Origin of the sequence: Spirillospora sp. NPDC049652, from assembly GCF_040675125.1 — a bacterium.
Taxonomy (GTDB): domain Bacteria; phylum Actinomycetota; class Actinomycetes; order Streptosporangiales; family Streptosporangiaceae; genus Spirillospora.
Map to the genome: position 1 here is coordinate 1 of NZ_JBFAOF010000492.1, position 5,330 is coordinate 5,330.

The following is a 5,330-nucleotide window of genomic DNA, read 5'->3' on the forward strand; positions in this document are numbered from 1 at the left end:
AAGCGCGCCCCGCGCCGCCGCCGCACCCGCCGCCCGTCCGGCGACGACAGCCGCAACTCCTGATCCGACCGCGTATCAGCCGTCCCGACCGGTCCGTCCCCGCCAGCCACTGACGGGGACGGGCCGGTCGGTCCGTTCGACCCCTGGAGACTCGCCCCGTGACCAGCCCGCAGCAGCCCGGCCGCACCCCCAGCGACGGCCGCACCGACACCGCGTCCGAGGGGGAGGGGGCCGTCCGCCGGACCGTGCTCCCCGGCGGCCTGCGGGTGATCACCGAGACGCTGCCGACGGTGCGCTCGGCGGCGTTCGGCATCTGGGCCGGGGTCGGCTCCCGCGACGAGGAGGTCGCCGACGCGGGCGCCAGCCACTACCTGGAGCACGTGCTGTTCAAGGGGACGGCGAAGCGGTCGGCGCTGGAGATCTCGGCGGCGGTGGACGCGGTCGGCGGCGACCTGAACGCCTTCACCGCCAAGGAGTACACCTGCTACTACGCGCGGGTGCTGGACAGCGACCTGCCCCTCGCGGTGGACGTGGTGTCCGACATGGTCGCGGCGTCGGTGAACCGGCCCGAGGACGTCGAGGCCGAGCGCGGCGTGATCCTCGAAGAGATCCACATGCGCGACGACGACCCGGGCGACCTGATCCACGACGAGTTCTCGCTGGCGCTGTACGGCGACGTCCCGCTCGGCCGCCCGATCCTCGGCACCGAGGAGTCGATCAACGCGCTGTCGCGGGACCGCATCCACGGCTACTACCGCGACCACTACAAGCCGTCCGACCTGGTGGTGTCGGTCGCGGGCAACATCGACCACGACGAGGTCGTCCGGATGGTGGAGTCCGCGTGGGCGCCGTACCTGTCCGACCTCGGCGCGCCGTCGCCGGCCGCGCCGCGCGTCGGCGGGCCGGACGTGCCGGTCGACCCGTCCGTCCGGGTGCTGGACAAGGACACCGAGCAGGCGCACATCGTGCTCGGCTGCGAGGGCGTCCGCCGCACCGACGAGCGCCGGTTCGCCCTCGGCGTGCTGAACGCGGCGCTCGGCGGCGGAATGTCGTCCCGGCTGTTCCAGGAGATCCGGGAGAAGCGCGGCCTGGCGTACTCGGTGTACAGCTTCACCTCGCAGTACGCCGACAGCGGTATTTTCGGCGTGTACGCGGGCTGCCAGCCCGGCAAGGCCGAGGAGGTCCTGGCGATCTGCCGCGAGGAGATCGCCCGGGTGCTGGACGGCGGGCTCACCGACGAGGAGCTGGAGCGCGGCAAGGGCCAGCTGCGCGGCGGCATGGTGCTCGGCCTGGAGGACACCGGCTCCCGGATGTCCCGGATCGGCAAGAGCGAGCTGGTCTACGAGTCGCTGCTGCCGGTGGACGAGGTGCTGGCCCGCATCGAGGGCGTCACCCTGGACGACGTCCGCGACATCGCCGCCGAGGTGCTCGCCCGGCCCCAGGCGCTGACCGTCATCGGGCCGTTCGAGGACGCCGACTTCACCCTCTGACCGGCCGTTGTCACACGGCGGACGTGCCTCGTTACCCACCGTTCATGATCGGGTAGGGAACGGGCATGAGATTTCTGCTCAGGACCGTGATCTCCGCGGTGGCGCTGTGGGTCGCGACCGCGCTGGTGCACGGGATCGAGGTGACCGCCGGGAACGGCACCAAGCAGGCGCTGACCCTGCTCGGTGTGGCGGTCATCTTCGGCCTGGTCAACGCGTTCATCAAACCGGTCATCCAGGTGCTCGGCTGCGCCTTCTACGTGCTGACCCTCGGCCTGTTCGCGCTGGTCGTGAACGCGCTGCTGCTCATGCTGACCAGCTGGCTCGCCGAGAAGACGCACCTGCCCTTCCATGTCGACGGCTTCTGGTCGGCGTTCTGGGGCGCGATCATCATCGGCGTCGTGAGCTGGCTGCTGAGCCTGTTCGTCGCCAAGCACGAGTGATCGGGCGCGGCCACCGGCCGCGATAGGCTCGGGCGAACGCAGGCGGACCGGGAGGAACATCGTGATCAGGGTTGGAGTGCTCGGCGCGCGCGGCCGGATGGGCGCCGAGGTGTGCCGGGCCGTGCAGGGCGCGGACGACCTGGAGCTGGTCGCGGCGCTGGACCAGGGCGACGCGCTGGACGGGCTGGCCGAGGCGGGCGCCGAGGTCGTCGTCGACTTCACCCACCCCGACGTGGTGATGGGCAACCTGCGCCACCTGGTCGAGCACGGCATCCACGCGGTGGTCGGCACGACCGGCTTCGACGCCGCGCGGCTCGACACCGTCCGGTCCTGGCAGGCGGAGAAGCCCGGCGCCCAGGTCCTGATCGCGCCGAACTTCGGCATCGGCGCGGTGCTGATGATGCACTTCGCGACCAAGGCCGCGCCGTTCTTCGAGTCGGTCGAGATCGTCGAGCTGCACCACCCGAACAAGGCGGACGCGCCGTCCGGCACCGCCCGCCGCACCGCTGAGCTGGTCGCCGCCGCCCGCGCCGAGGCCGGCGCGGCCCCGTCCCCGGACGCCACCAGCCAGGAGATCCCGGGCGCCCGCGGCGCGGACGTCGAGGGCGTCCGGGTGCACGCGGTCCGGCTCGCCGGGCTGATCGCGCACCAGGAGGTGCTGCTCGGCGGCCACGGCGAGACGTTCACCATCCGGCACGACTCGATGAACCGCGAGTCGTTCATGCCGGGCGTCCTGCTGGGCGTCCGCCGGGTCGCCGGCCTGCCGGACCGGCTGACCATCGGCATCGAGTCCCTGCTCGGCCTGTGACGTTCTCCCCGGTCTTCGCCGCCGAACCCTGGGAGTACCTCGGCGCGGACGAGGCGGTCGACGTCGAGCACCCGCTCGTCCAGGCGATCGCCTCCGAACTGCGCACCGGTGACGACCTCACGTACGCGCGGCTGGCCTTCGAGCACGTCCGCGACAACGTGAGCCACCCCGCCGACGTCCCCGACCGCCGCCTCCCCTGGCGCGCCTCGGACGTCCTCGACCAGGGCACGGGCTTCTGCTACGCGCAGGCCCACGCCCTGGCCGCGCTCCTGCGCGCGGGAGGCATCCAGGCGGGTCTGTGCTACCAGCGCCTCCGCGACGGCGACCGGCACTTCCTGCACGGCCTCACGGCCGTCCTCGCCGACGACCGCTGGGTGCGCCTGGACCCGCGCGGCGTGGACCTGTCGTTCTCCGCGTCCGAAGACCGCCTGGCCTACGAGCCCGACCCGTCCGCGGGCGAACTCGACTATCCGACGGTCTACGCGGCACCCCCGCAGACCGTCCTCAAGCCCCTCCAGACCCACACCGACGCCCTCACCATGATCCGCGACGGCCTCCTCCCCACGGATCTTTAGTCCCAGGGCTCCCATTCCTGGCTCCCCATGCGCACCCCGAACGGTTCGGGGAGTTCGACGATCTCCCCGAACTTCCACTTCACCGACTCCTCGTACATACCTGCCGGATTCGGTTCGGTGAAGAGCGTCGTGGCCGCCACCTGGGGATCGCGGTCGACGAGCAGGTAGAAGGGGACGCCCGTGCGGGCGTAGCCGTTCCACTTGCTCGGCCGCCGGCGCCGGGGGCCGGGCTCCCGGTCCTCGGCGACGTTCGAGCGGGAGGTCACCTCGACGGCGAGCGTGAGTTCGTCGGGGAGGATCTTCGTCGACCGCCGGTCCCGCGCCTTGCGGACGTCGGCGTCCGACATGACGCACAGATCCGGGATGTAACCCTCGTGGATCTCGCTGAGGCTGACGTCCTGGGTCTGGACGCACCGCCATCCCTCCATCCGCCCGAGGGCCTTCGCGGCGGCGAACGCGTCCTGGAGGTCCCCGACGATCAGATTGTGCGCGAAGTCCGGACCTGGTGACACGACGATCTCCCCACCGACGATCTCGACACGGGTGCCATCGTGGGGAAGGCCGAGGACGACCCCGAGCTCGTCACGCAGCCAGAGGTCGAACGGGTCGGCGGGCAGGGGGCGATGGACGACGGCCATGACGCTCACTTGAGGTGATTCCTCCCTCACGCAGGGCTCCCGTCATCGTAGAGGCGGCGGTCACCGAGCGTACCCATTTCATCGCTTCGGGTCCGTTGGCCGCGCGGCTGGTCAGTCGGGTGGGATGGCGGGGGGTGGGGTGGTGTCGGGTTCGGGGAGGGCGGGACGGGTGGAGCTTCGGGGGACGCCCGCGGCGGCGTAGGCGGCGGACTCGTCGAGGGTCTCGGCCTCCAGGAGGGTGGTCGCCAGGGCGTCCAGCTTGTCGCGGTTGTCGGAGAGGGTGCGCAGGGCCTCCTGGTAGCACTCGTCGACGATGCGGCGGGCCTCCTCGTCCACGGCGTCCAGGGTGCCCTGGGAGGCGTACTGGTTCATGGGGTCGCCGCCGTCCGGGGGCAGGACCGAGAGGGGGCCGATGCGGCTCGACATGCCCCAGCGGCCGACCATGCCGCGCGCGATCTGCGTGACCTGCTGCAGGTCGCTCTCCGCGCCGGTGGTGATGACGCCGAACACCAGCTCCTCGGCCGCCATGCCGCCGAGGGCGCCGATGATCCGGCCGCGCAGGTACCGCTCGTCGTAGGCGTAGCGGTCGCTCTCCGGGGTGGAGACGGTCACGCCGAGCGCGCGGCCGTGCGGCACGATCGTGATCTTGCGGACGGGGTCGGCGCCCGGGAAGAGCATGCCGAGCAGCGCGTGCCCGGACTCGTGGAAGGACGTGCGGCGGCGCTCCTCCTCGGGCATCACCAGGGAGCGGCGGGTGCCGAGCTGGATCTTCTCCAGCGCGGTGTGGAAGTCGGCGTTGTCGGTGGCGGTGTGGCCGCGCTTGACCGCCATCAGGGCCGCCTCGTTGACCAGGTTCGCCAGCTCCGCGCCGGTCATGCCCGGGGTCATCTTGGCGAGGTCGGTGAGGTCGACGTCGGGCGCGAGCGGGACGTCCCGGACGTGCACCTTGAGGATCGCGACGCGGCCGTCCAGGTCGGGCGGGGACACGGTGATCTGCCGGTCGAAGCGGCCGGGGCGCAGCAGCGCCGAGTCGAGGATGTCGGGGCGGTTGGTCGCGGCGATCACCACCACGCCCTCGGAGCCGGAGAACCCGTCCATCTCGGTGAGGATCTGGTTGAGGGTCTGCTCGCGCTCGTCGTGCCCGCCCATGCTGGCGCTGGAGCTGCGGGTGCGGCCGATCGTGTCGATCTCGTCGATGAAGATGATGGACGGTGCGGTCTTGCGGGCCTCGGTGAACAGCTCGCGGACCCGGGCCGCGCCGACGCCGACGACCATCTCGATGAACTCCGACGCCGCGGCCGAGTAGAACGGCACGTCCGCCTCGCCCGCGACGGCGCGCGCGAGCAGCGTCTTGCCGGTGCCGGGGGAGCCGGTCAGCA

Annotated in this window: 6 protein-coding genes; 4 read left to right on the forward strand and 2 right to left on the reverse strand. The window is 71.9% G+C overall.

The features are described 5' to 3' along the window. Window positions 1-143 precede the first annotated feature (143 nt). From AB0J52_RS25995 to AB0J52_RS26010, 4 genes are all read left to right on the forward strand, one after another. The gene (locus AB0J52_RS25995; protein ID WP_500184887.1) at window positions 144-1,490 is read left to right on the forward strand and encodes a M16 family metallopeptidase; all 1,347 of its coding nucleotides are present in this window, start codon (window positions 144-146) and stop codon (window positions 1,488-1,490) included. A gap of 65 nt (window positions 1,491-1,555) precedes the next feature. Continuing rightward, on the forward strand, window positions 1,556-1,930 hold the full coding sequence (locus tag AB0J52_RS26000; protein WP_500184882.1) for a phage holin family protein: 375 nt from the start codon (window positions 1,556-1,558) through the stop codon (window positions 1,928-1,930). Between the two features lie 61 nt (window positions 1,931-1,991). After that, entirely contained in the window at window positions 1,992-2,738 is a 747-nt protein-coding gene (gene dapB, locus AB0J52_RS26005) for a 4-hydroxy-tetrahydrodipicolinate reductase (protein ID WP_500184883.1), read from the forward strand. Continuing rightward, window positions 2,735-3,313 (forward strand): transglutaminase domain-containing protein, encoded by a 579-nt coding sequence (locus tag AB0J52_RS26010; protein ID WP_500184884.1) that lies wholly within the window; start codon window positions 2,735-2,737, stop codon window positions 3,311-3,313. Before dapB ends, AB0J52_RS26010 begins: the two co-directional genes overlap by 4 nt. Here AB0J52_RS26010 and AB0J52_RS26015 read toward each other — a convergent pair. Both AB0J52_RS26015 and AB0J52_RS26020 read right to left on the reverse strand, forming a co-directional pair. Continuing rightward, window positions 3,310-3,951, reverse strand: a complete 642-nt coding sequence (locus AB0J52_RS26015) for a Uma2 family endonuclease (protein WP_500184889.1) — start codon at window positions 3,949-3,951, stop codon at window positions 3,310-3,312. The two genes, AB0J52_RS26010 and AB0J52_RS26015, sit on opposite strands and share 4 nt — an antisense overlap. A 111-nt stretch (window positions 3,952-4,062) precedes the next feature. Further along, window positions 4,063-5,330, reverse strand: a 1,268-nt coding sequence (locus AB0J52_RS26020) for an ATP-dependent metallopeptidase FtsH/Yme1/Tma family protein (protein WP_500184886.1), incomplete at its 5' end; no start/stop codon positions are given.

Excerpts from the sequence above, each read along its gene's own strand:
- AB0J52_RS26000 (WP_500184882.1), top strand. The coding sequence starts at position 1,556 with ATGAGATTTCTGCTCAGGACCGTGATCTCCGCGGTGGCGCTGTGGGTC.
- AB0J52_RS26015 (WP_500184889.1), bottom strand. The coding sequence starts at position 3,951 with ATGGCCGTCGTCCATCGCCCCCTGCCCGCCGACCCGTTCGACCTCTGG.